The following is a 22849-nucleotide window of genomic DNA, read 5'->3' on the forward strand; positions in this document are numbered from 1 at the left end:
GGAAGGTCCTAGATTGGACCCCGGCGCCGGGGTGGCGCCGACCCTGACGCCGGGAACGGCGCACCGCGGGACAAATCCCGCCAAGAATAAATGGAGCCACCATATGGCAGAGAAGCAGACTTCGCTTCAGGACCTGTTCCTCAACTCACTGCGCCGGTCGAAGACGCCGGTGACAATGTTCCTCGTCAAGGGCGTCAAGCTCCAGGGAATCGTCACCTGGTTCGATAATTTTTCGGTGCTGCTCCGCCGCGACGGCCAGTCGCAGCTGATCTACAAGCATGCCATTTCCACCATCATGCCCTCGGGCCCGATGGACCTCGCCGCGCTGCTCACGGCGGCGGGCGAATATCAGCACAAGAACCCGGTGCTGCAGGAAATCTTCCTGAACGCGGTCCGCAAGCAGCAGGAAAACGTCACCATGTTCCTGGTGAACGGCGTGATGCTGCAGGGCCAGATCGCTGCGTTCGACCTGTTCTGCATGCTGCTCCAGCGCGAGGGCATGGCCCAGCTGGTCTACAAGCATGCGGTTTCCACCGTACAGCCCGCGCACCCGCTGAACCTCGCCGAGGAAACCAACGGCGGCGACGAGGATTGATCCTCGCATGAGCACTGGTTTCGAGCGCGACCCCGACGAATTCGCGCGGGGCGCACGCGCGCTCGTCGTCTATCCGGACATGGGCGGAAGCTCGCGCGACGCCGAGGCGCGGCTGGAGGAAACGGCCGGCCTCGCCGCGGCGATCGGCGTCGACGTGGTCGAGCGGGTCGCCGTCCGGCTGCGCCAGCCCAAGCCGGGCACGCTGATCGGCTCGGGCCAGGTGGAAGCCCTGGCCGAGACGGTCCGCGACGGCGAGCTCCAGCTCGCGGTGTTCGATGCTGGCCTGACGCCGGTGCAGCAGCGCAACCTCGAAACGGCGCTCGGCTGCAAGGTGATCGACCGGACCGGCCTGATCCTCGAAATCTTCGGCGAGCGCGCCCGCACGGCGGAAGGCCGGCTGCAGGTCGAACTCGCCCATCTCGATTATCAGGCGGGCCGGCTGGTCCGCAGCTGGACCCACCTCGAGCGCCAGCGCGGCGGCTTCGGCTTCCTCGGCGGCCCGGGCGAAACCCAGATCGAGGCCGACCGCCGCTTGATCCGCGACCGCATGGCGCGGCTGCGGCGCGAGCTCGACCAGGTCAGCCGCACCCGCACGCTCCACCGCGACCGGCGCCAGCGCGCGCCCTGGCCGGTGGTGGCGCTGGTCGGCTATACCAATGCAGGCAAATCGACCTTGTTCAACCGGCTGACCGGTGCCGGGGTGATGGCCGAGAATTTGCTGTTCGCCACGCTCGATCCGACGCTGCGCCAGATTTCGCTGCCGGGCATCGACAAGGCGATCCTGTCGGACACGGTCGGCTTCGTCTCCGAACTGCCGACCCAGCTGGTCGCCGCCTTCAAGGCGACGCTGGAAGAGGTGGTCTCGGCCGACCTGCTGATCCATGTTCGCGACATCGCTCATCCGGATACCGAGGCGCAGCGCGTCGACGTGGAGAAGGTGCTCCAGGAAATCGGCGTATCCGAGCAGACGCCACGCTTCGAGGCGTGGAACAAGCTGGACCTGCTTGACGACGAGCAGCGCGACGAAGCGCTGGCGATGGCTGCGCGTCGGACCGACGAGGTGCGGGTGATCTCGGCGCTGACTGGGGAGGGCGTCGACTCGCTGGTCGAGGCGGTTGCTGGGCGGCTGACCGAGGGGCATCGCCGCTACACGCTGCGGCTGGATCCTGCCGATGGCGCCGCCGCCGCGTGGCTGCACCAGCATGGCGATGTGATCGAGCAGCATATCGAGGACGAACAGGCGGTGTATGAGGTCCGCATGGCCCCGCGCGATTACGAGCGGTTCGTCACGCGCGGGTAGGGGAGCGCAAGCGCTCTCGACGTCGTTGAGGCCTTTAATTCGTCATTCCGGCGAAAGCCGGAATCCATTGGCACTTCGTCGCGGCTCCTGCTGAAAGCGCGTGGCGAATGGATCCCGGCTTTCGCCGGGATGACGTCTGGGAGATGGGGGAGGGTCAACCCCGCTTCACCACCTGCCAAAGCGCTTCCTTGCCCTCCAGGTCCAGCCCGACGAACGCCTCCCCAGCGCGTTCCTCCATCGCCTTGAAGCGCCGCTCGAACTTGCCGTTCGCCGCGCGCAGCGCCGCTTCGGGCTCCACGCCCAGCTTGCGGGCATAGTTCACCACCGCGAACAGCAGGTCGCCCACCTCCTCGGCGCGGTGCGCGTCGTTCTCCGCCGTTTCGACCTCTTCCAGTTCCTCGAGGATCTTCGCCCGCGCGCCCGTGGCGTCCGGCCAGTCGAACCCGGTGCGCGCCGCGCGTTTCTGGAGCTTCTCGGCCCGCAGCAGCGCGGGCAGACCGATCGCCACGCCGTCGAGCGCGCTTGATGCGCCCTTGGCGCCGCGCTCCTCGGCCTTGATGACTTCCCACAGATGATGCCCGCCCTCGGCCACGTCGCCGAAGATATGCGGGTGCCGCCGCTCCATCTTGTCGCTGATCGAGGTGACCACATCCGCAAGCCCGAACTGCCCCGCCTCTTCGGCGATCCGGCTATGGAAGACCACCTGGAGCAGCAGGTCGCCTAGTTCGTCCTTTAGCTCGCTGATGTCGCCGCGCTCGATCGCATCGGCCACTTCATAGGCTTCCTCGATCGTGAAGGGCGCGATCGTCTCGAAGGTCTGCGCCACGTCCCATTCGCAGCCGCGTTCGGGATCGCGGAGGCGTTCCATGATGGCGACCAGGCGGTCGATGCCGGTGGGGGACGTCATGCAAAAGGCCTCCTGAACGCGGGTGCGGACAGGAGGCCTTTGCAGGTCGCGCGGGGCTTAAGCAAGCCGCGCAGGGATCAGTCGAGCCGGCGACCCAGCTCCTTGTTGAAGTAGAGCGCCACCAGGGTGCCGACGGCGCCCGAGAGCAGGTACAGGCCCGAGGCGATCACGCCCCAGTTCGCCGCCAGCAGCAGCGCACCGAGCGGCGCGAAGCCGGCACCGAACAGCCAGGCGAGGTCCGAGGTAAGCGCCGCGCCGGTGTAGCGGGCCCGCTTCGGGAAGTTGCTGGCGACCGCACCCGAGGACTGGCCGAACGCCAGGCCGAGCAGGATGAAGCCGAGCACCATGAACACCGTCTCACCGGCATTGCCCTTTTCGAGCAGCTGCGGCGCGAAGCCCGAATAGGCGGCGATCGCGGCGGCGGTATAGCCGAGCAGCGAGCGGCGGCCGATCCGATCGGCAAGGATGCCCGAGATCACGATCGCGACGACGCCGCAGGCAGCCGCGCCGACTTCGATCAGCAGGAAGCGGGTGAGATCCTCGTTGGTGTACAGCGCGATCCACGACAGCGGGAACACGGTGACCATGTGGAACAGCGCGAAGCTCGCCAGCGGCGCGAAGGCGCCGATGATGATGTTGCGCCACTGTGCCTTGATCGTCGCGGTAACGCGCGAGGGGGTGAGTTCGCGGCTCTCGAACAGCTTCACATATTCGGGCGCCACGACCATGCGCAGCCGGGCGAATAGCGCCACGACGTTGAGCGCGAAAGCGACGAAGAACGGATAGCGCCAGCCCCAGCTCATGAAGTCGGCCGAGTCGAGCGCGCTGACGAAATAGGCGAACAGCCCGCTCGCCACCATCAGTCCGAGCGGCGCGCCAAGCTGCGGCACCATCGCATACCAGCCGCGGCGCGAGGCCGGGGCATTCAGCGCCAGCAGCGAGGCAAGGCCGTCCCAGGCGCCGCCCAGCGCCAGCCCCTGCAGCACGCGGAGTGCCGCCAGCAGGATCGCCGACCAGATGCCGACCTGCTCGTACCCGGGCAGGAACGCCATGGTCACCGTCGCGGTGCCGAGCAGGAACAGCGCCAGCGTGAGCTTCGCGCCGCGTCCATGACGGCGATCAATGCGCATGAAGATTTGGGTGCCGATAGGACGGGCGATGAAAGCAAGCGGGAAGAGGGCGAACGACCAGAGCGTGCCGGTCACGCGATCCATGTAGGGAAACACCAGCGCCGGGAAGACCAGCACCGAGGCGATCGCGTAGACGAAGAAGTCGAAGAACTCGGATGTTCGTCCGATGATCACGCCGATGGCGATGTCGCCGGGGCGGAGGTGATCGTCACCGTGCGAGGTGTTGATCAGGCGGGCGTCATGTTCGATCTGCGTCGAACCAAGCTGAGCATTGGCCATAGGGATATGTCTACCGCAAAGCTTTGGGGAAAGCACCTAGGGAAACTCTCGGGTTGCAGCCATGGGACAAATTGTCCTATTTCGCACCCGCACAACCCCTCCTAACTCGCGGCCGCTATGTTTCGATCCATGACCCCGTTTCGTCGTGCCCTCAGGCCGACGGCCTTGATCGCACCCCTTGCTGCCCCGCTGCTCCTCGGCGGGTGCGACCTTGTCGTGATGAATCCATCCGGCGATGTTGCACGGCAGCAGGCCGACCTGATCCTCTGGTCGGTATTTTTGATGCTGCTCATCATCGTGCCGGTGATGATCCTGACGGTGGTTTTCGCGTTCAAATATCGCGCGAGCAACACCGAGTCGGAATATGCTCCGGACTGGGATCACTCGACCCGGATCGAGCTGGTGATCTGGTCTGCCCCGCTGCTGATCATCATCGCGCTCGGCGCGCTGACCTGGCTCACGACGCACCAGCTGGACCCGTATCGGCCGCTGGACCGCATCGCGCCGGGCAAGCCGATCCCGGCCGGCCAGAAGCCGCTGGAGATCCAGGTCGTCTCGCTCGATTGGAAGTGGCTGTTCATCTATCCCGAGCAGGGCGTCGCCACGGTCAATGAGCTGGTGCTGCCGGCCGATCGCCAGGTGCGCTTCCGCCTGACCTCGTCGAGCGTGATGAACACCTTCTACGTGCCGGCGCTGGCGGGCATGATCTACACGATGCCGGGCATGGAAACGAAGCTCCACGCGGTGATGAACCGCGTCGGCACCTTCGAGGGCCAGAGCGCCAACTATAGCGGCGCGGGCTTCTCCTACATGCACTTCCCGACCCAGTCGGTGGATGCGGCTGGCTTCGACCAGTGGGTCGCCAAGACCAAGGCGTCCGCCCAGGCGCTCGACACCGCCCGGTATCTCACGCTCGAAAAGCCGAGCGAGAAGGTGCCCGCGATGCACTTCGGCACCGTCGAGGGCGGTCTGTTCGATCGCATCGTGCAGATGTGCGTGAAGCCGGGCACCGCCTGCGGCCACGGCATGATGCACCATGGTGCGGGTGCCCAGGAAGTCGCGCCTGCGGTAAACAACCGTCCGGGCGAAGGCGCCGATGGCGCGCTGATGAAGTCGCCGGATGAAATGAAGACCAGTCCGCACCTGACCCATCCGCACGGCGCTCCCGCCGGCCACTCCGAACCCGGCGCGGAATCGAACCGTAACATGACCCGCATGGACGCGCCGGCCTATCCCGGCCGCGCGGCGGCGGGCGAGGCTTGAGCACTGCCATGTCTGACACTTTGAAGATGATCTTCGGCCGGCTCTCGATCGAGAGCCTGCCGATCCACGAGCCGATCGTCGTCGCCACCTTCTTCGGCGTCGCGCTCGGCGGCATCGCGCTTCTCGGCGCGCTGACCTATTTCCGCCTGTGGGGCTATCTCTGGAAGGAGTGGTTCACCACCGTCGACCACAAGCGCATCGGCATCATGTACATGGTGCTGGGCCTGGTGATGCTGCTGCGCGGCTTCGCCGACGCGATCATGATGCGCGGCCAGCAGGCGATGGCGTTCGGCGCCAACGAAGGCTACCTCAACGCGCACCATTATGATCAGGTGTTCACCGCCCACGGCGTGATCATGATCTTCTTCGTGGCGATGCCCTTCGTCACCGGCCTGATGAACTTCGTGGTGCCGCTGCAGATCGGCGCGCGCGACGTCAGCTTCCCGTTCCTGAACAATTTCAGTTTCTGGATGACGGCGGCGGGTGCAGCGCTGGTGATGGCCAGCCTGTTCATCGGCGAGTTTGCGCGGACCGGCTGGCTGGCGATGGCGCCGCTGTCGGGCCTCGACTATTCGCCGGACGTCGGCGTCGACTATTATGTCTGGGCGCTGCAGATCGCGGGTGTCGGCACCTTGCTCTCGGGCGTCAACCTGGTCGCCACCATCGTCAAGATGCGCGCGCCGGGCATGGGCCTGATGAAGATGCCGATCTTCACCTGGACCGCGCTTGCCACCAACATCCTGATCGTCGCCGCCTTCCCGGTGCTGACTGCCGTCCTCGCGATGCTCAGCCTTGACCGCTATGTCGGCACGCACTTCTTCACGAACACCGCCGGCGGCAACCCGATGATGTACGTGAACATGATCTGGATCTGGGGCCACCCGGAAGTCTACATCCTGATCCTGCCGGCGTTCGGCGTCTTCTCCGAGGTCACCTCGACCTTCTCGAGCAAGCGCCTGTTCGGCTACACCTCGATGGTCTACGCCGTGCTGGTCATCACCATCCTGTCGTACCTCGTCTGGCTCCATCACTTCTTCACGATGGGCTCGGGCGCGAGCGTGAACAGCTTCTTCGGCATCACCACGATGATCATTTCCATCCCGACGGGTGCGAAGATCTTCAACTGGCTGTTCACCATGTACAAGGGCCGCATCCGCTTCGAACTGCCGATGATGTGGACGATCGCGTTCATGCTGACCTTCGTGATCGGCGGCATGACCGGCGTGATGCTGGCGGTGCCCCCGGCCGACTTCGTGCTGCACAACTCGCTGTTCCTGGTCGCGCACTTCCACAACGTGATCATCGGCGGCGTGCTGTTCGGCATGTTCGCGGGCATCAACTACTGGTGGCCCAAGGCCTTCGGCTTCAAGCTCGACAAGAAGTGGGGCCTGGTCTCCTTCTGGTGCTGGGTCGTCGGCTTCTGGGTCGCCTTCACGCCGCTCTACGTGCTCGGCCTGATGGGCGTGACCCGTCGCCTGCGCCACTTCGACGATCCGAGCCTGCAGATCTGGTTCGTGGTCGCCGCGATCGGCGCCGCGATCATCGCGGTCGGCATCGCCGCCTTCCTGCTCCAGATCTTCGTCAGCATCCGCAACCGCGAGGCGCTGCGCGACGAGACCGGCGACCCTTGGAACGCGCGTACGCTCGAGTGGGCGACCTCGTCGCCGCCGCCGGCCTACAACTTCGCGTTCTCGCCGGTCATTCACGACCTGGATGCCTGGTACGACATGAAGTCGCGCGGCGCCGTGCGTCCGGTCTCGGGCTATCTGCCGATCCACATGCCGAAGAACACCTGGGCGGGTATCGTCCTGGCGGGCTTCTCGCTGGCCTTCGGCTTCGCGATGATCTGGTACATCTGGTGGCTCGCGGCCGCATCGTTCCTGGGACTGCTCGTCACCGCGATCGCCCACACCTTCAACTATGATCGCGACTTCTACATCACCGCAGAAGAAGTGACCGAAACCGAGAATGCGCGCACCGCGGTGCTCGCGCGCCATGGAGCCTGACGCGATGAGCGCCACGACTGCACCGACGGGCAAGACGCCCGTCTTTTACCAGCTCGAGGAGGAGCATCACGAACCCGGCGGCAGCACGCTGCTCGGCTTCTGGATGTACCTGATGAGCGACTGCCTCATTTTCGCGATGCTGTTCGCGGCCTGGGGCGTCTATGGCACCAGCTATGCGGGAGGCCCCACCTCCCACGAGCTGTTCGAGCTGCCGCTGGTGGCGGTGAACACGGCGATGCTGCTGTTCTCGTCGATCACCTATGGCTTCGCGATGATCGCCATGCAGGAACAGCGCAAGGGCGCCGTCCAGGCCTGGCTGCTGCTGACCGCACTGTTCGGCGCCGCCTTCCTCGGCATCGAGCTCTACGAGTTCTCGAACCTGATCCATGAAGGTGCGGGTCCGTGGCGCTCGGCGTTCCTGTCCTCGTTCTTCACCCTGGTGGGCACCCACGGTCTGCACGTCACCTTCGGCCTGATCTGGCTGTTCACGCTGATGGTGCAGATCGGTCGCAAGGGCCTGATCCCGGCCAATGTCCGTCGCCTGCAGTGCCTGTCGCTGTTCTGGCACTTCCTGGACGTGATTTGGATCGGCGTGTTCACCTTCGTCTATCTGTTTGGAGCCATGCGATGAGCGCGCACCCCCACAGCCACGCCGGCCATGACCATGGTCACGGCCACGATCATGGCCATGATGCGCCGCACTCGACCCGCGGTGGCTACATCACCGGCTTCCTGCTCTCGGTCGTCCTCACCGCGATCCCCTTCGGGATCGTGATGGGCGGCTGGATCGCCGACACCCGCGTGGCGGTGGCGATCTGCGCGGCGCTGGCGATGGTGCAGATCGTCGTCCACATGATCTACTTCCTCCACATGAACAGCAAGTCGGAGCAGGGCTGGACCCTGATGGCGCTGGTGTTCACGATCATCATCATCGTCATCGCGCTCGCGGGCTCGCTGTGGGTGATGTTCAACATGAACCTCAACATGATGCCCGGGATGGCTTCCGGCGCCGGCATGTGAGCCGGCCGGCTTCCCGCAACTGGATGGCGATCGCGCTGCTGCCGCTGATCGCCATCCTCCTCGGCCTCGGCATCTGGCAGGTCGAGCGACGCGCCTGGAAGCTGGCATTGATCGACCGGGTAGAGCGGGGATTGGCCACGGCGCCGGTTCCCGCCCCCGGGCCCGCCGAATGGTCCGGCGTGAATAGCGAAGCGACCTATCGCCGCGTCAGCGTGACCGGCACCTTCCTTCCCTGCCGCACCAAGCTGGCCCAGGCCGTCACCGAAATCGGTCCCGGCAAATGGGTGATGACCCCGCTGGTCACCGCGCGCGGCTTCACCGTCTTCGTCAATCGCGGCTTCCTGCCGGAAGGACGGACGCTGCCCGACTGCATCACCACCAGTGTGAAGCCGGTCAGCATCACTGGGCTGCTCCGCATCAGCGAGCCCAAGGGCGGCTTCCTGCGCGCCAATGATCCCGCCGCCAATCGCTGGTATTCGCGCGACGTCGCCGCGATGGGGCAGGGGCTTCCGCAGATCGCGCCCTATTTCATCGATGCCGATCGCAGCGGCGATGGCTGGCCGCGGGGCGGGATGACCGTCGTCCGCTTCAGCAACAACCATCTCGTCTATGCGCTGACCTGGTTCGGCCTGGCGCTGCTGACCGCCTGGTTCGCCTGGCGGGCGTGGCGCGGACGCGGAGACGCATGACCACGGCGACGCCGGAGGACGCCGCCCGCCGCAACCTGTTGCTGCTTGTCCAGCTGCGCTGGCTGGCAGTGCTGGGGCAGCTGACCACGATCCTGGGCGTCCATCTCGTCTTCGACCTGCGGCTACCGCTGGTGCCGATGCTCGTCACGGTGGGCGTGCTGGTGTCGCTCAACCTGGCGATGTACCCGGCCCGCGCGCTCCGCCCCGCGACCAACGCGCAGGTGATGGCCGGGCTGCTGGTCGACGTGATGTGCCTCACGGTGCTGCTCTATCTGAGCGGTGGCGCGACCAATCCCTTCGTGTCGCTCTATCTGCTGCAGGTGGTGCTGGGTGCGGTGCTTCTGGAGACCGCCTCCAGCTGGGCGCTGGTCTTTCTCACCAGCGCGGCCTTTGCCTTTCTCGCGGTGGTGCACCGGCCGCTGTCGTTGCCGCCGATGCTCGCGACCTCGCTGTCGGGCGCCTTCCTGTTCGCCTTGTGGTTCAACTACACGCTCACCGCGACGCTTATCGTGCAGTTCGTGACCCGGATCGCGCGCAACCTGCGCGATCGCGACGCGCGCCTCGCCGAGCTCCGCCAGCGCGCCGCCGAGGAAGAGCATATCGTCCGCATGGGGCTGCTCGCCAGCGGTGCCGCGCATGAGCTGGGCACGCCGCTCGCCTCGATCTCGGTGGCGCTGGGCGATTGGCGCGCGGACCGGAAGATCGCCAAGGACCCGCAGCTCAGCGCCGAGGTCGCCGACATGCAGGCCGAGGTGGCGCGCTGCAAGGCGATCGTCGCCGGCATCCTGTTCGCCGCGGGCGAGATAAGCGGCGAGGCGCCCGAGCGCACCACGCTGCGCCGCTTCGTCACCGGGTTGGTGGAGGCCTGGCCGCGCAATGACAGCGTGATCCTCGATTATCGCCTGGGCAGCGATCTGCCGATCGTCGCCGATCGCGCGCTCGGCCAGTCGATCGTCAACCTGCTCGACAATGCGGTGGAAGCCGGGGCGACTCGCATCCGGCTCTCGGTCGACCAGGACGAGGATGCGCTGGTGCTGTCGGTCCGGGACGACGGTCGCGGCTTCCCCGACGAGATCCTGCCGCGCATCGGCGACCCCTATAACAGCAGCAAGGGCAAGCAGGGTGCCGGTCTGGGGCTGTTCCTGACGCACAATGTGCTACGGACGCTGGGCGGGACGCTGACGGCGCGCAATAGCGAGGCCGGCGGTGCCGAGGTGCTGCTCCGCGTGCCGCAGGCGGCGCTCGCACTTGAGGATGAAGGCGAATGACCGCGCACAAGTTGTTGATTGTCGAAGACGATGTGGTGTTCGCTCGCACCCTCGGTCGCTCCTTTGAGCGCCGTGGTTACACGGTCGAAGTGCGCAATGATCCCGAAGATCTGGAGGTGTTAGCGCGTGAGTTCGCGCCCAACCGCGCCGTCGTCGACCTGCGGCTCGGCGGGAGTTCGGGGCTGGTCTGCGTCAAGCAGTTGCACGAGATCGACCCGACCATGCGGATCGTCGTGCTCACCGGCTTCGCCAGCATCAGCACCGCGGTCGAGGCCGTCAAACTCGGCGCCACCAACTATCTGATGAAGCCGGCGAACACCGACGATATCGAAGCGGCGTTCGATCGCGTCGAAGGCGATGTCGATACCGAGCTCAAGGCACGGCCGACCTCGATCAAGACGCTCGAATGGGAGCATATCCACCAGACGCTGGCGGATACCAACTACAACCTCTCCGAAGCGGCCCGGCGGCTGGGGCTCCACCGCCGGACGCTGGCCCGCAAGCTGGACAAGAAGCACCTCTGACGAGGTGGGACGTCGCTCTCATACCAAGTCGCGCTGGCAAGGATGCACCCCGCCTCCACGCCCGTCATCCCGGCGAAAGCCGGGATCCATTCGCTTCTCGGTATCAGCAAGAGCCGAAAGCGAGACCTCAATGGACCCCGGCTTTCGCCGGGGTGACGTATTGGGAAGTGCGAACGGGTCTTGCCCGTGCAGCTTCGTGTCAGCCCTCCAGCACGCGATCGTCGAACAGGCCATAGGCGAGGGTGGAGGCATAGAAAGCCACCGCCCGCTCGCGCGGCATCGTGCCCGCCCATTTGCGCATGTCGAACGCCGCATTCTGAAGCGCCATCAGCGCCTGGCTGGCGACCAGCGGGTCAATCGGGCGGATCGTGCCTTCGGCGATGCCGTCGGACAGCATGCCGGCGAAGCGCCGCGCGATCCGGTTCGAGCGATCGAGCATCGTGTTGCGGACATGCGGGGGCAGGCCGGAGAGGGCGGTGGTGCGCAGCAGCGGCCCGCGCTCGGAGAACTGATAGTCGAGCAGCGTCGCCAGCGTGCTCTCGATCCGCTGCCACTGGCTGCCGGCATGGCCCTCGGCCAGCCGCTGCGCATCGGCGAGGATGTCGAAGCTGCGCTTGTAGCAGGCGATCACCAGATCGTCCTTGGCGTCGAGATGGTGGTAGAAGCTGCCCTTGGTGACGTTGAGCTCGGAGGCGATGCGCTGCACCGAGGCGCCGCGATAGCCGAGCTCGTTGATCAGCCGGGTGGCGGCGAGCAGGAACGCCTCGCGGCCGGGCTCGGGCTCGTCATGGACCAGCTCGAACAGTTCGGGGGCCCAGCGCTGGCCGGGCGCCGCGATGCCGTGACGGAACACGTCCATCAGCCGGGCCTCGACGCGCGGATATTCGTCGATCTCGTAGCGGGTGATCCAGGCGTTCAGCCAGAAGCTGTTCTCGAGCAGCACATGCGCGCGGGCGCCGCGCAGGTCGGTCTCGGCGCGATTGCCGTCGCTGCCCCACAGGCTGCGCGTCTTGCGGAACACGTTGCGCCAGCCGGCGAGCAGCTTGCCCTTGAGCGGCTCCTCCATCGCGCGCAGGTCGGAGAGCATCGCCACGGCCTGTTCCTCGCCGCGCCCGATCCGCGCCAGCCGCTCCATGTTGATGGCGAGGAAGCGGGCGACGCGCGCCTCGGGGGTGGGCTCGGCCAGCGCCTGGTCGAGGATGTCGTGCAGCCAGGCCAGCGTCTGCTCGAACGCGGCGGCCGCCAGGTCTTCCTTGCGCTTGAAATAATAGGTGACCGAGGTGGTGTTGAGCCCGACGCGCCTTGCGACATCGGCGAAGGTCATGCCCTTCGCGCTCTGCTCGTTGATCGCGGCGGCGGCGGCGGCCAGGATGGCGTCGCGCTTGGCCTGGAACCGCTTGGTGTTGGTGGTCTCGGTCTTGGGCGGCGATTGCATCCCCTCAGCTTAGCCGTTTCCGCTGCACGCCCAAATGGTTTTTTGATGTCGGTATGTAGTAATTTGATCGGGCAGCGCCCTTTACCGAATATCGGGTACGGGCTAGGCTCGATGCAAAGAACGACAGGAGAGCGATGCCATGGACTTCACGCTGAACGCGCGCGAAACCCATTTCCGCGACCGGGTGAAGGCCTTCATAGACGCCGAGATCAGGCCGCGCGAGGCCGAGTATCGTGCCGCTGCTGCTGCGGGCGAGCGCTGGTCGGTCAATCCGGTACTGGAGGACGTCAAGGCGCGCGCCAAGGCGGCGGGGCTGTGGAATTTCTTCATGCCGCCCCAGTCCGGCCGGGCCCATGTCGACGACAGCTTCGTTTTCGAGGGGGAGCAGCTCACCAACCTGGAATATGCGCTGTGCGCCGAGGAGATGGGCCGGGTTGGCTGGGCGTCGGAGGTGTTCAACTGCTCGGCGCCCGATACCGGCAATATGGAGGTGCTCCACCGCTACGGCACGCGCGCGCAGAAGGATGCGTGGCTTGTGCCGCTGATGCGCGGCGAAGTCCGCTCGGCCTTTCTGATGACCGAGCCCGCGGTCGCCTCGTCCGACGCGACCAATATCGAGACGCGGATCGAGCGTGACGGCGATCATTATGTGATCAACGGGCGGAAATGGTGGTCCTCGGGCGCAGGCGATCCGCGCTGCAAGATCGCCATCCTGATGGGCAAGTCCGATTTCGGCGCCGCCAAGCATGCCCAGCAGAGCATGATCCTGGTGCCGCTCGACACCCCCGGCGTGACCATCGAGCGGATGCTTTCGGTTTTCGGGTATGATCACGCGCCTCACGGCCATGCCGAGATCGTGCTGCGTGACGTGCGCGTGCCCGCGGACAATCTGCTGCTCGGCGAAGGTCGCGGGTTCGAGATCGCGCAGGGTCGGCTCGGGCCGGGCCGCATCCACCATTGCATGCGTACGATCGGGGTGGCGGAAGAGGCGATCGGCGCGATGGCCAAGCGGCTCGTAAGCCGCGTCGCGTTCGGCAAGCGTATCGCCGATCATTCGATCTGGGAGCAGCGCATCGCCCGCGCGCGGATCGATGTCGAGATGACGCGGCTGCTCTGCCTCAAGGCCGCCGACATGATGGACAAGGCCGGCAACAAGGCCGCCCAGCTCGAGATCGCGATGATCAAGGTGCAGGCGCCGAGCATGGCGTTGCAGATCCTCGACGACGCGATCCAGGCGCATGGCGGGGCAGGGGTGAGCGACGATTTCGATCTCGCGCACAACTGGGGCAGCGTCCGCACCCTGCGGCTCGCCGACGGCCCGGACGAGGTCCATGCCCGCGCAATCGCCCGCGCCGAGTTCGGCAAATATGCCGAGTTCAAGGCGGATCGCGCCTCTTCCGGCGATCTCGGCGTGAGCCGGTAGGAGAGGGCCGTGAAAGCAGCCGTCCTGTTCGAGGCCAAAACCCCGCTCGCGATCGAAGAGGTGCAGGTTTCCAAGCCGGGCCCGCGCGAGGTGCTGATCCGCACCGCCTCGGTGGGCGTGTGCCGCTCCGACCTGCACTTCGTCGACGGCGCCTTCCCGCACCCGGTGCCGACCGTGCCGGGGCATGAGGCGGCGGGCGTGGTGGAGGCGGTTGGCTCGGACGTGTCGCATTTGCGGCCCGGCGACCATGTCATCACCTTCCTCACTGCCTTTTGCGGGTCGTGCGAGTTCTGCGTGACCGGCCGGCCGTCGCTCTGCGTCGATCCCTCGACACGGCGCCCTGCCGATGCCGAGCCGCGGCTGAAGCTTGCCGACGGCAGGCCGCTTGCGCCCTTCCTCAACCTCTCCGCCTTCGCCGAGATGATGCTGGTGCATGAAAATGCCTGCGTCGCGATCAGTCGGGAGATGCCGCTGGATCGTGCCGCGCTGCTCGGCTGCGCGGTGATCACCGGCGCGGGCTCGATCTTCAACGACAGTCGGTTGCGGCCGGGCGAGAGCGTCGCGGTGATCGGGGCGGGCGGGATCGGCCTCGCCGCGATCAACGCCGCGAAGATCGCCGGGGCAGGCCAGATCCTTGCGTTCGACCCGGTGCCTGAGAAGCGCACCCTGGCGGAGAAGATGGGGGCGACGCATACGCTCGATCCGGCCGCGGAGGGCATCGCCAAGCAGGTGCTCGCGCTGACCGGCGGCGGAGTGCACTATGCGATCGAAGCTGTCGGGCGGCCCGCGACGGCAGAACTCGCCTGGCAGATACTCCGCCGCGGCGGCACCGCCACGATCCTGGGGATGATCGCGCCCGGCCAGAGCGTCAGCCTGCCGGGACACACCTTCCTCACCGGCAAGAAGATCCAGGGTTCGCTGCTCGGCAGCACTCGCTTTCCGATCGACATGCCGCGGCTGGTCCAGCTCTATCTGGACGGCAAGCTCGACCTCGACACGCTCGTCGCCGAGCGCATCGAGCTATGTGAGGTCAACGAAGCGCTCGAAAAGCTGCGACAGGGCACGAGCGTCCGCTCGGTGATCACCTTCGCATGAGCGACCTCGACGAAACCCGCCTTGCGGCTTGGGCCTTGGCGCAAGTGCCCGGCTTCACCGGTCCGGTCACCGTCACCAAGTTCCCGGGCGGGCAGAGCAATCCGACCTATCGTGTTGAAAGTGCTAGTGGTGCCTATGTCCTCCGTCGCAAGCCGTTCGGCACGATCCTGCCGTCCGCGCACGCGGTCGAGCGTGAATATCGGCTGATCGCCGCGCTGCATCCCGCCGGCTTCCCGGTCGCGCGGCCCTATGCGCTGTGCGAGGACCGGCAGGTAATCGGCGCGCCCTTCTACCTGATGGAGATGGTGGAGGGGCGCACCTTCTGGGACGGCTCGCTGCCGGACATGGCGCCGGCGGAGCGCACCGTTGTCTACGAGGCGATCGTCGATACGCTCGCCGCGCTACATCGTATCGATCCCGCCACGGTCGGGCTCGGCGACTATGGCAAGCCCGGCAATTATTTCACCCGCCAGGTCGAGCGCTGGACCCGCCAATATCGCGCCAGCCAGACCGACGATCTGCCGGAGGTGGAGGCGCTGATCGAATTCCTGCCGCGGACGGTGCCGCTCCAGACCCGAACCAGCATCGTCCATGGCGATTATCGCATCGACAACATGATCTTCGCCGCAGACCGCCCCCAGGTGCTGGCGGTGCTCGACTGGGAATTGTCGACGCTCGGCGATCCGCTGGCCGATTTCTCCTATTTCCTGATGAACTGGGTGACGGAGCCGGAGGGCCGCTCGGGCGTGAAGGGGCTGGCGGGGCCGGAGACGGGCATCCCCACGATCAAGGCGATGGTAGCGCGCTACTGCGCTGCCACGGGCCGCGACGGCGTGCCCGATCTCGACTGGTATTTCGCCTACAACCTGTTCCGCCTGACCGGCATCGTTCAGGGGATCAAGAAGCGGATGCTCGATGGCAACGCCTCGAGCACGCAGGCGGCCAAGACGGTCGAGCGGCTGCCGGGGTTGGCGTCGGCGGCGTGGCACTTCGCGCAAAGGGCAGGGGCATGAGCGGCGGTCTCGATTTTACCGGCAAGGTAGCGGTGATTACTGGGGCTGCGTCCGGCATCGGTAAAGCGACGGCTCGTGCGTTCTCGGCGCGCGGCGCGAAGGTGGTGGCGGCCGATCGCGACGCCGGCGTACATGAAACCATCGCAGGTCTCGACGGGGCCTTGGCGATCGAGATGGACGCCGCCAACGAGAGCGATGTGCAGCGGCTTGTTGAGACTGCGTGCGAACAGTTCGGCGGGCTCGACATCTTCTACGCAAATGCTGGGATTTCCGGCGGGACCGCAGGTATCTTTGATGCAGACGTAACGCTTTGGACGGAAGTGCTTCGGGTCAATCTCATTGGCCCGGCTCTCGCCATCAAGCACGCCGCGCCGCGGATCGTCGCGCGCGGGGGCGGAGCGATCCTGTGCACAGCAAGTGTCGCGGGGCTTCGCTCAGGGGCGGGTGGCACGCCCTATTCGGCCTCGAAGGCAGGCGTGATCAACCTGGTGCAGTCCGCGGCACAGCAGCTCGCCACCTCGGGCGTGCGGGTCAATGCGATCTGCCCCGGGCTGATCGAGACCGGCATGACCCAGCGCGCCTTCGACTACGCCCGCGAACAGGGCAAGGAGGAGAAGCTCGGACAGCTCAATCCGCTGCGACGGGCGGGACGACCCGACGAGATCGCCGAGGTGGCACTGTTCCTCGCATCCGACGCCGCCAGCTATGTCAACGGGCAGGCGATTGCGGTGGATGGTGGCCTCAGCAGCAGCCATCCGGTAACGCGCCAGGTATTCGGAAAACCGGCGTTCTGAGCTGCGACGAGCCCGTGCTGGCGTTGAGAAATGGTTAGCTCGGCGCGGCTATGGTGTACACCGGAGGTCTGGCCAATCTCTTGACATGGGCGCGCGGATTGGTCAGGCCAGCGGCAACAAACAGCCTATAGAGGTAGCTCGATGAAGATCGTCTCGGCCAAGGTTATCGTAACCTGCCCCGGCCGCAATTTCGTGACGCTGAAGATTCAGACCGATCAGGGCGTATACGGCATCGGCGACGGCACGCTCAATGGCCGCGAACTGGCGGTGGTCTCCTATCTCGAAGACCATGTCATCCCCTGCCTGATCGGCATGGATCCGCGCCGGATCGAGGATATCTGGCAATATCTCTATCGCGGTGCCTATTGGCGCCGCGGCCCGGTGACGATGCGCGCGATCGCGGCGGTCGACATGGCGCTGTGGGACATCAAGGGCAAGATGGCCGGGATGCCGGTCTACCAGCTGCTCGGCGGCCGCAGCCGCGACGGCGTGATGGTTTACGGCCACGCCAACGGTGCCGATATCGAGCAGACCGTCGATGCGGTCGGCAAATATATCGACCTGGGCTACAAGGCGATCCGCGCGCAGACCGGCGTGCCGGGCATCAAGGATGCGTACGGCGTCGGCCGCGGCACCATGTATTACGAGCCGGCCGATGCGGCGCTGCCCTCGGTCACCGGCTGGGATACGCGCAAGGCGCTTAACTATGTGCCCAAGCTGTTCGAGAAGCTGCGCGCGACCTATGGCTTCGACCATCACCTGCTGCACGACGGCCACCACCGCTACACGCCGCAGGAAGCCGCCAATCTCGGCAAGATGCTCGAGCCCTATCAGCTGTTCTGGCTGGAGGACGTGACCCCGGCCGAGAACCAGGAAGCGTTCAAGCTGATCCGCCAACACACCGTCACCCCGCTGGCGGTGGGCGAGATCTTCAACACGATCTGGGACGCCAAGGACCTGATCCAGAACCAGCTGATCGACTATCTGCGCGCGACCGTGGTCGGTGCCGGCGGCCTGACGCATCTGCGTCGTCTGGCCGATCTCGCCAGCCTCTACCAGGTCCGCACCGGCTGCCACGGCGCGACGGATCTGTCGCCGGTGACGATGGGCTGCGCACTCCACTTCGACACCTGGGTCCCGAACTTCGGCATCCAGGAATATATGCGCCATTCCGAAGAGACCGATGCGGTGTTCCCGCACGATTACCACTTCGAAAAGGGCTATCTGTACTGCGGCGAGGCGCCGGGCCACGGCGTCGACATCGACGAGGAACTGGCGGCGAAATATCCGTACAAGCCCGCCTATCTGCCGGTCGCCCGCCTCGAGGACGGGACGATGTGGAATTGGTGAGCCTAGCCGGGGCGGCGCTGCTGTCGCCCCGCTGCTTCGATTAAAAAAAGGCGGCCGTGGAAGCCCATGGCCGCCTTTTTTGATTGTGTGTAGGAGGCTCAGTCCTTCCAGGCCCACCATAGCTGGGCCGGCGGGATGTTCCACCATTCCATCTCGTGCTCGATATTGTCCCAATGCGGCGTCAGGAAATTCCGGACATTGGGGTTGTACTGGTAGACGAGGAATGCGCCGCCGGGCCGCAGGATGTCGCGCGTCGCCTTGGCGATCGCATCGCCGACGCCGTCGGGCAGGGTCGAGAAGGGCAGGCCCGAGGCGATATAGTCCGCCTGCTCGAAGCCGTTGTCGCGCACGATCTTCTGCACATCGGCGGCCGAGCCGAGCACCGCGACGAAGCGCGGATCGTCGATCGACTGGCGCAGATAGCGGATGAAATCGGGGTTGGTATCGATCACGATCAGCTTGCCGTCGGGGCCGAGGCGCTCGAGGATCGGGCGGCTGAAGGTGCCGACGCCCGGGCCATATTCGACGAACAGCTTGGTGTTCGCCCAATCGACCTTGCTCAGCATGCGGCGAATCAGTCGCCCCGAAGATTGCGCGACCGCGCCAACCATCACCGGGCGCTTTAGGAACTGCTGCAGGAAGAACATCGTCGGCGAGGGCACACCGGCCGGGCGGGTGCGACGGGCACTCCGGCGTTTTGCGGTGGCGGTCGAAGGGGGCATGGGCTTCCTTACGAAAATATGACGCTTCGGGACATCGGTTGCGCAAATTCCGGCGGATATGCAAGCGACCGTCGTCGAAAAGGATCCCGATCCTGGCCACGGCAACAACGCCGGAGAGCCGCTTTGTTGCCCTGCATTTTCCCGGAGCACCGGAGTGGCTAGGAAATCTGCGGCGGGACGGTTACAACCCGCGCGCATGACATCGCTCGATAAGCCACCAATAGGCACCTCGACGGTGAAGTGGCGTTTTCCCGATATTCACCCCGAGGGCCGCAAATATGTGCTGATCGCCGCTGCGATCGCCGTTGCCAGCCTGTGGGTATGGGACGTCCTCACCTGGCCGCTTCTGTTCCTGACGCTCGGCGTCGCCGCCTTCTTCCGGGATCCCGTTCGGGTGACGCCGGTGGAGGAGGGCGTGCTCGTCGCCCCCGCCGACGGGCTCGTCACCATGATCCAGCGCGTGCCGCTGCCGCCTGAGCTTGCCGGGCCGCACGCGCTCGGCACCGAGCCGATGGTGCGCGTGTCGATCTTCATGAGCGTATTCGACGTGCATGTGAACCGCACGCCGATCACCGGCACGATTCGGCACGTCATCTATATTTCGGGCAAGTTCCTCAACGCCGATCTCGACAAGGCGAGCGACGAGAATGAGCGCCAGCACATGGTGGTCGAGGATCGTGACGGGCTGCGCATCGGCTTCACCCAGATCGCCGGTCTGGTCGCCCGCCGCATCGTCGCCTTCGTCAAGCCGGGCGACATGGTCGTGGCTGGCCAGCGCATCGGGCTGATCCGCTTCGGCAGCCGCGTCGATGTGTTCCTGCCCGAGGAATATGGCGCGCAGGTGATTCTTGGCCAGCGCACCATTGCGGGGGAGACGATCATCGCCCGCCGCAACATCCAGAACGCCACCGGGGTGGCGCAATGAGCGACGAACGCCCGCGCTTTCGGCGCGGGCCCGATCGGCGGGGGACGGGTCGCAGGCCGGCATTGCCGCGCGGCATCCCGCTTCGCGCGGTGCTCCCAAACGCCGTTACGGCGCTTGCGCTCTGCTCCGGCCTAACCGGCATCCGCTTCGCGATCCTGGGCAATTGGGAGGCGGCCGTGCTGATGGTGCTCGCCGCCGCGGTACTGGACGGCATCGACGGGCGCATCGCCCGGTTGGTTCGCGCTGAGAGCCGCTTTGGCGCCGAGCTCGACAGTCTGTCCGACGCAATCTCCTTCGGCGTCGCGCCTGCGTTGATCCTCTACCTCTGGTCGCTTCAGGCGCTGGGGCGGTTCGGCTGGCTGGTTGCGCTGCTCCACGCGCTGTTCTGCGCACTGCGCTTGGCCCGCTTCAATGCCCAGATCGATCTGGCCGAGCAACCGCACAAGTCTGCGGGCTTCCTCACCGGTGTTCCGGCGCCGGCCGGTGCCGCGCTGGCGCTGACCCCGGTCTATCTGTGGCTGTGGACCGGTGAGGCGATCACGCGTGCGCCGATCGTCATCGCCGTGTGGACGGTGCTGATCGCCATCCTGATGGTCTCCAGCGTCGCAACCTTCGGCCCGAAAATCCGGCTGCGCCAGAATGTCCGGTTCGAGGCTATTGCAGTGCTGGTTGCACTCGCCGCCGCACTCGTATCTGCGCCTTGGACGACGCTGGCGATCGTGGCGATCGCCTATCTCGCCAGCATCCCGTTCAGCGTTCGCTCCTACCGCCGGATCAGGCGGCTGCGCGCTGCGGGCGGGGGCGTGGCATCCGCGCCGGAACCGATCGTACCCTGACCCGCGACAGGCGCGGCGACGGGGCGGGAAGCGCCACCGGCCGCGCCATGCCGAACAATTCGGCGAAGCGATGCAGTTGCGGATGAATGCTTGCGTAGAGCGTCCAGACAGCGGCCGTGAAAGCCGACCCGAACAGAAAAAAGACAGCGAATCCAGTCATTACCCGGCTCCTGATCTTCAACGCCGATCCCAGCGGAACCCACGAACCTCGAACCACCGAGAGTCGTGCCTGTTCCATCAATCGCGTTCTGATCGCTGTATGTTCCATTCATGTTCCGGCGTCAAGCGATGTTCCGATAATGTTCCAGCTTGTGCCCGGCTGCGCGATCGACTAAGCGGCCCGCCTCAACCCCGCATGGGAAGCATCATAACCCGGTGTTCGGAGCGATTTCGAATTCCCGCTTCCCAGAGGACCAACCGGAAGGAGTTATCCCTATGGCGGCACCCGTCGTCACCATGCAGCAGCTGCTCGAATCGGGCGCGCACTTCGGTCACCAGACCCATCGCTGGAACCCGAAGATGAAGCCCTACATCTTCGGTGATCGCAACGGCGTTCACATCATCGACCTGTCGCAGACCGTTCCGCTCTTCGCCCGCGCGCTCGAGTTCGTCAGCTCGACCGTCGCCGCCGGCGGCAAGGTGCTGTTTGTCGGCACCAAGCGCCAGGCGCAGGAGCCGATCGCCGAGGCAGCGCGTCGCGCGGGCCAGCATTTCGTCAACCACCGCTGGCTGGGCGGCATGCTCACCAACTGGAAGACCATCAGCAACTCGATCAAGCGCCTCAAGACGCTCGAAGAGCAGCTGTCGGGCGACACGCACGGCCTCACCAAGAAGGAAGTGCTGCAGCTCACCCGCGAGCGCGACAAGCTCGAGCTCTCGCTCGGCGGCATCCGCGACATGGGCGGCATCCCCGACATCATGTTCGTGATCGACGCGAACAAGGAAGAGCTGGCGATCAAGGAAGCCAACACCCTCGGCATCCCCGTCGTCGCCGTGCTCGACTCGAACGTTTCGCCGGACGGCATCGCGTTCCCGGTTCCGGGCAACGACGACGCCAGCCGCGCCATCCGCCTCTACTGCGAAGCCATCGCCATCGCCGCGACCCGTGGCGGCCGCGAGGCGCTGATGCAGCAGGGCTATGACTTCGGTGCTGCCGAGCAGCCGCCGGTCGAGGAAGCCGTCGAAGGCTGATCGCCCGCGTCATCGAACCGTAATCGGGGCGGGGCAGGGCGCACGCACTGCTCCGCCCGACTTTTAACTGAGGAATAGAGACATGGCCGAGATCACTGCAGCCGCCGTCAAGGAACTCCGCGAAAAGAGCGGCGCCGGCATGATGGATTGCAAGAAGGCGCTCTCCGAGACCAATGGCGACATGGAAGCCGCTGCCGATTGGCTGCGCGCCAAGGGCCTCGCCGCTGCCGCCAAGAAGTCGAGCCGCACCGCCGCCGAAGGCCTGGTCGGCCTGGCCGTCGCCGGCACCAAGGGTGTCGCGATCGAGGTGAACTCGCAGACCGACTTCGTCGCCAAGAACGAGATCTTCCAGAACTTCGTTCGCGAAGCCACGTCGCTCGCGCTCGAGACCGGTGACGACATCGCCGCGCTCAAGGCCGCCAAGATGGCGTCGGGCCAGACCGTCGACGAGACGCTGACCGCCAACATCGCCACCATCGGCGAGAACCAGGTGCTGCGTCGCGCCAAGAAGGTCGAAGTCGCCAAGGGCGCGGTGATCCCGTACGTCCACAATGCGGCGGCGCCGGGCCTCGGCAAGATCGGCGTGCTCGTCGCGCTCGAATCGGAAGCCGGTGTCGACGTGCTCGAGCCCCTCGGCAAGCAGCTGGCGATGCACATCGCGGCCGCCTTCCCGCTGGCGCTGGACGAGAGCGGCCTGGACCAGGACGTGCTCGCCCGCGAGCGTGCAATCGCTGCCGAAAAGGCTTCCGAGAGCGGCAAGCCGGCCGAGATCATCGAGAAGATGGTCGACGGCGCGGTGAAGAAGTTCGCCAAGGAGAATGCCCTGCTCAGCCAGCTGTTCGTGATGGACGGCAAGACCCCGGTTTCGGACGTCATCGCCAAGGCGGCGAAGGACTCGGGCTCGGCGATCGTGCTGAAGGACTATGTCCGCTTCCAGCTCGGCGAAGGCATCGAGAAGGAAGAGAGCGACTTCGCTGCCGAAGTGGCTGCGACCGCCGGTCTCACCAAGTAATCAGGCGCGCCGGGAGGGGCCGTTTCGACGGCTTTTCCCCGGCATCCACGCTTGTTCGCGCGGCGCGGCTCC

General features: G+C 65.9%; 22 protein-coding genes. 18 read left to right on the forward strand and 4 right to left on the reverse strand.

Annotation, left to right across the window (positions count from 1 at the left end):
* Positions 1 to 43: 43 nt before the first annotated feature.
* Both hfq and hflX read left to right on the forward strand, forming a co-directional pair.
* Positions 44 to 595: an RNA chaperone Hfq gene (hfq, locus tag ABIC35_RS04200; protein ID WP_277600097.1), complete on the forward strand. Its 552-nt coding sequence runs from the start codon at positions 44 to 46 to the stop codon at positions 593 to 595.
* Between the two features lie 7 nt (positions 596 to 602).
* A complete protein-coding gene (gene hflX / locus ABIC35_RS04205; protein WP_121076951.1) occupies positions 603 to 1895 on the forward strand; it encodes a GTPase HflX in 1293 nt (430 codons plus the stop codon).
* Between the two features lie 154 nt (positions 1896 to 2049).
* Here the strand turns inward: hflX and mazG are convergent, their stop codons facing one another.
* On the reverse strand, positions 2050 to 2802 hold the full coding sequence (mazG, locus tag ABIC35_RS04210) for a nucleoside triphosphate pyrophosphohydrolase (RefSeq protein ID WP_121076953.1): 753 nt from the start codon (positions 2800 to 2802) through the stop codon (positions 2050 to 2052).
* Positions 2803 to 2879: 77 nt separating this feature from the next.
* Entirely contained in the window at positions 2880 to 4211 is a 1332-nt protein-coding gene (locus tag ABIC35_RS04215; RefSeq protein WP_121076955.1) for an MFS transporter, read from the reverse strand.
* 129 nt (positions 4212 to 4340) lie between these two features.
* On the opposite strand from ABIC35_RS04215, the gene cyoA reads away from it, so the two are divergent.
* Genes cyoA through ABIC35_RS04250 form a run of 7 tightly spaced genes read left to right on the forward strand, consistent with a single transcriptional unit; the run spans position 4341 to position 10981 of the window.
* Positions 4341 to 5474: a ubiquinol oxidase subunit II gene (cyoA, locus tag ABIC35_RS04220; RefSeq protein ID WP_121076956.1), complete on the forward strand. Its 1134-nt coding sequence runs from the start codon at positions 4341 to 4343 to the stop codon at positions 5472 to 5474.
* 8 nt (positions 5475 to 5482) lie between these two features.
* Positions 5483 to 7480: a cytochrome o ubiquinol oxidase subunit I gene (cyoB, locus tag ABIC35_RS04225; RefSeq protein ID WP_121076958.1), complete on the forward strand. Its 1998-nt coding sequence runs from the start codon at positions 5483 to 5485 to the stop codon at positions 7478 to 7480.
* A 4-nt stretch (positions 7481 to 7484) separates the two neighbouring features.
* Positions 7485 to 8111, forward strand: coding sequence for a cytochrome o ubiquinol oxidase subunit III (cyoC, locus tag ABIC35_RS04230; protein WP_121079366.1), 627 nt, complete (start codon positions 7485 to 7487; stop codon positions 8109 to 8111).
* Complete coding sequence (cyoD, locus tag ABIC35_RS04235; RefSeq protein ID WP_121076960.1) at positions 8108 to 8500, forward strand: cytochrome o ubiquinol oxidase subunit IV; 393 nt, start codon at positions 8108 to 8110, stop codon at positions 8498 to 8500. Before cyoC ends, cyoD begins: the two co-directional genes overlap by 4 nt.
* Positions 8501 to 8523: 23 nt before the next feature.
* On the forward strand, positions 8524 to 9189 hold the full coding sequence (locus tag ABIC35_RS04240) for an SURF1 family protein (protein ID WP_121076962.1): 666 nt from the start codon (positions 8524 to 8526) through the stop codon (positions 9187 to 9189).
* Positions 9186 to 10457, forward strand: coding sequence for an ATP-binding protein (locus ABIC35_RS04245; RefSeq protein ID WP_121076964.1), 1272 nt, complete (start codon positions 9186 to 9188; stop codon positions 10455 to 10457). Before ABIC35_RS04240 ends, ABIC35_RS04245 begins: the two co-directional genes overlap by 4 nt.
* Positions 10454 to 10981, forward strand: coding sequence for a response regulator transcription factor (locus ABIC35_RS04250; RefSeq protein WP_121076966.1), 528 nt, complete (start codon positions 10454 to 10456; stop codon positions 10979 to 10981). The genes ABIC35_RS04245 and ABIC35_RS04250 overlap by 4 nt, the downstream gene beginning before the upstream one ends.
* Before the next feature lie 199 nt (positions 10982 to 11180).
* Here the strand turns inward: ABIC35_RS04250 and ABIC35_RS04255 are convergent, their stop codons facing one another.
* Complete coding sequence (locus ABIC35_RS04255) at positions 11181 to 12416, reverse strand: TetR/AcrR family transcriptional regulator (RefSeq protein ID WP_121076968.1); 1236 nt, start codon at positions 12414 to 12416, stop codon at positions 11181 to 11183.
* Between the two features lie 139 nt (positions 12417 to 12555).
* Here ABIC35_RS04255 and ABIC35_RS04260 point away from each other — a divergent pair, with 139 nt between their 5' ends.
* From ABIC35_RS04260 to manD, 5 genes are all read left to right on the forward strand, one after another.
* Positions 12556 to 13839, forward strand: coding sequence for an acyl-CoA dehydrogenase family protein (locus ABIC35_RS04260; protein ID WP_121076970.1), 1284 nt, complete (start codon positions 12556 to 12558; stop codon positions 13837 to 13839).
* A 9-nt stretch (positions 13840 to 13848) separates the two neighbouring features.
* Complete coding sequence (locus ABIC35_RS04265; protein ID WP_121076972.1) at positions 13849 to 14934, forward strand: Zn-dependent alcohol dehydrogenase; 1086 nt, start codon at positions 13849 to 13851, stop codon at positions 14932 to 14934.
* Positions 14931 to 15947: a phosphotransferase family protein gene (locus tag ABIC35_RS04270; protein ID WP_121076973.1), complete on the forward strand. Its 1017-nt coding sequence runs from the start codon at positions 14931 to 14933 to the stop codon at positions 15945 to 15947. Before ABIC35_RS04265 ends, ABIC35_RS04270 begins: the two co-directional genes overlap by 4 nt.
* Positions 15944 to 16741 (forward strand): SDR family NAD(P)-dependent oxidoreductase, encoded by a 798-nt coding sequence (locus tag ABIC35_RS04275; protein ID WP_121076975.1) that lies wholly within the window; start codon positions 15944 to 15946, stop codon positions 16739 to 16741. The genes ABIC35_RS04270 and ABIC35_RS04275 overlap by 4 nt, the downstream gene beginning before the upstream one ends.
* 141 nt (positions 16742 to 16882) lie before the next feature.
* Entirely contained in the window at positions 16883 to 18091 is a 1209-nt protein-coding gene (gene manD / locus ABIC35_RS04280; protein ID WP_121076977.1) for a D-mannonate dehydratase ManD, read from the forward strand.
* A 98-nt stretch (positions 18092 to 18189) separates the two neighbouring features.
* Here manD and ABIC35_RS04285 read toward each other — a convergent pair whose 3' ends face one another.
* Complete coding sequence (locus ABIC35_RS04285; RefSeq protein ID WP_121076979.1) at positions 18190 to 18813, reverse strand: class I SAM-dependent methyltransferase; 624 nt, start codon at positions 18811 to 18813, stop codon at positions 18190 to 18192.
* Positions 18814 to 19009: 196 nt separating this feature from the next.
* Here ABIC35_RS04285 and ABIC35_RS04290 point away from each other — a divergent pair, with 196 nt between their 5' ends.
* The 4 genes from ABIC35_RS04290 (at position 19010) to tsf (ending at position 22777) form a co-directional block, all read left to right on the forward strand.
* Positions 19010 to 19738 carry a phosphatidylserine decarboxylase gene (locus ABIC35_RS04290; RefSeq protein WP_121076981.1) on the forward strand — a complete coding sequence of 243 codons (729 nt, stop codon included), beginning with the start codon at positions 19010 to 19012 and terminating at the stop codon, positions 19736 to 19738.
* Positions 19735 to 20574, forward strand: a complete 840-nt coding sequence (pssA, locus tag ABIC35_RS04295) for a CDP-diacylglycerol--serine O-phosphatidyltransferase (protein ID WP_121076983.1) — start codon at positions 19735 to 19737, stop codon at positions 20572 to 20574. The genes ABIC35_RS04290 and pssA overlap by 4 nt, the downstream gene beginning before the upstream one ends.
* A gap of 435 nt (positions 20575 to 21009) precedes the next feature.
* Positions 21010 to 21765 carry a 30S ribosomal protein S2 gene (rpsB, locus tag ABIC35_RS04300; RefSeq protein WP_019369395.1) on the forward strand — a complete coding sequence of 252 codons (756 nt, stop codon included), beginning with the start codon at positions 21010 to 21012 and terminating at the stop codon, positions 21763 to 21765.
* 82 nt (positions 21766 to 21847) lie between these two features.
* On the forward strand, positions 21848 to 22777 hold the full coding sequence (gene tsf, locus ABIC35_RS04305) for a translation elongation factor Ts (protein WP_121076984.1): 930 nt from the start codon (positions 21848 to 21850) through the stop codon (positions 22775 to 22777).
* Positions 22778 to 22849 lie beyond the last annotated feature (72 nt).

Source organism: Sphingomonas trueperi, assembly GCF_040545965.1.
Lineage (GTDB): Bacteria > Pseudomonadota > Alphaproteobacteria > Sphingomonadales > Sphingomonadaceae > Sphingomonas > Sphingomonas trueperi_C.

Bases quoted from the DNA above. Each gene is read 5' to 3' on its own strand.
- hflX (WP_121076951.1), top strand. From the start codon at position 603: ATGAGCACTGGTTTCGAGCGCGACCCCGACGAATTCGCGCGGGGCGCA.
- mazG (WP_121076953.1), bottom strand. From the start codon at position 2,802: ATGACGTCCCCCACCGGCATCGACCGCCTGGTCGCCATCATGGAACGC.
- ABIC35_RS04215 (WP_121076955.1), bottom strand. From the start codon at position 4,211: ATGGCCAATGCTCAGCTTGGTTCGACGCAGATCGAACATGACGCCCGC.
- cyoA (WP_121076956.1), top strand. From the start codon at position 4,341: ATGACCCCGTTTCGTCGTGCCCTCAGGCCGACGGCCTTGATCGCACCC.
- cyoB (WP_121076958.1), top strand. From the start codon at position 5,483: ATGTCTGACACTTTGAAGATGATCTTCGGCCGGCTCTCGATCGAGAGC.
- cyoC (WP_121079366.1), top strand. From the start codon at position 7,485: ATGAGCGCCACGACTGCACCGACGGGCAAGACGCCCGTCTTTTACCAG.
- cyoD (WP_121076960.1), top strand. From the start codon at position 8,108: ATGAGCGCGCACCCCCACAGCCACGCCGGCCATGACCATGGTCACGGC.
- ABIC35_RS04240 (WP_121076962.1), top strand. From the start codon at position 8,524: ATGGCGATCGCGCTGCTGCCGCTGATCGCCATCCTCCTCGGCCTCGGC.
- ABIC35_RS04245 (WP_121076964.1), top strand. From the start codon at position 9,186: ATGACCACGGCGACGCCGGAGGACGCCGCCCGCCGCAACCTGTTGCTG.
- ABIC35_RS04250 (WP_121076966.1), top strand. From the start codon at position 10,454: ATGACCGCGCACAAGTTGTTGATTGTCGAAGACGATGTGGTGTTCGCT.
- ABIC35_RS04255 (WP_121076968.1), bottom strand. From the start codon at position 12,416: ATGCAATCGCCGCCCAAGACCGAGACCACCAACACCAAGCGGTTCCAG.
- ABIC35_RS04260 (WP_121076970.1), top strand. From the start codon at position 12,556: ATGGACTTCACGCTGAACGCGCGCGAAACCCATTTCCGCGACCGGGTG.
- ABIC35_RS04270 (WP_121076973.1), top strand. From the start codon at position 14,931: ATGAGCGACCTCGACGAAACCCGCCTTGCGGCTTGGGCCTTGGCGCAA.
- ABIC35_RS04275 (WP_121076975.1), top strand. From the start codon at position 15,944: ATGAGCGGCGGTCTCGATTTTACCGGCAAGGTAGCGGTGATTACTGGG.
- manD (WP_121076977.1), top strand. From the start codon at position 16,883: ATGAAGATCGTCTCGGCCAAGGTTATCGTAACCTGCCCCGGCCGCAAT.
- ABIC35_RS04285 (WP_121076979.1), bottom strand. From the start codon at position 18,813: ATGCCCCCTTCGACCGCCACCGCAAAACGCCGGAGTGCCCGTCGCACC.
- ABIC35_RS04290 (WP_121076981.1), top strand. From the start codon at position 19,010: ATGACATCGCTCGATAAGCCACCAATAGGCACCTCGACGGTGAAGTGG.
- pssA (WP_121076983.1), top strand. From the start codon at position 19,735: ATGAGCGACGAACGCCCGCGCTTTCGGCGCGGGCCCGATCGGCGGGGG.
- rpsB (WP_019369395.1), top strand. From the start codon at position 21,010: ATGGCGGCACCCGTCGTCACCATGCAGCAGCTGCTCGAATCGGGCGCG.
- tsf (WP_121076984.1), top strand. From the start codon at position 21,848: ATGGCCGAGATCACTGCAGCCGCCGTCAAGGAACTCCGCGAAAAGAGC.